The organism is Myxococcus sp. AM010 (genome assembly GCF_013372585.1).
GTDB classification, from domain to species: Bacteria; Myxococcota; Myxococcia; order Myxococcales; family Myxococcaceae; genus Myxococcus; species Myxococcus vastator.
Map to the genome: position 1 here is coordinate 1 of NZ_JABXEO010000221.1, position 786 is coordinate 786.

The following is a 786-nucleotide window of genomic DNA, read 5'->3' on the forward strand; positions in this document are numbered from 1 at the left end:
TGGGGGTGCCGCACCGAGCAGTGTCGCGCTTGGTGCTCGGGACGGACTTCGCGCACTTCGGGCCGGAGGAGGTGTGGCTGCAGCTGGCGCCCATCTCCTTCGACGCCTCGACGCTGGAGGTGTGGGGTGCGCTGCTGCACGGCGCGAAGCTGGTGGTGTACCCGGCGGGGACGCCGTCGCTGGAGGAGTTGGGCCGAAAGCTGGAGTCTTCAGGCGTGACGTCGTTGTGGCTGACGGCGGCGCTCTTCGAGCAGATGCAGGCGCGGCAGCCGAAGGCCTTGGCCAGTGTCCGTCAGTTGCTGGCGGGCGGCGACGCGCTGCCTGTGTCGCGCGTGAAGGAGCGGCTGGCAGCGGGTGGGACGCTCATCAACGGGTACGGCCCGACGGAGAACACGACGTTCTCCAGCACGTACCGGATGGAGAAGCCGGAAGAGGTGGGCGCTTCGGTGTCCATCGGCCGGCCGGTGAGGAACACGGTGGCGTACGTGCTGGACGGTGGGATGCGTCCGGTGCCAGTGGGCGTACCGGGCGAGCTGTATGTGGGCGGAGACGGGTTGGCGGTGGGGTACGTGGGGCGCCCGGAGTTGACGGCGGAGCGCTTCGTTCCGAGTCCGTACGGTGAGGGAGAGCGGCTGTACCGAACGGGCGACGTGGTGCGGTGGCTGAGGAGCGGGGCGCTGGAGTTCCTGGGCCGAGCGGACACGCAGGTGAAGGTGCGCGGCTACCGAATTGAGCTGGGCGAAGTGGAAGCGGCGCTGGCCCAGCACAGTGGCGTCAACGAAGCCG

1 protein-coding gene is annotated in these 786 nt (G+C 69.5%); it reads left to right on the plus strand.

Annotated elements, in window-relative coordinates; all coding sequences use genetic code 11:
- On the plus strand, positions 1 to 786 hold a 786-nt coding region (locus HV826_RS36405), incomplete at both ends, for an AMP-binding protein (protein ID WP_176421577.1).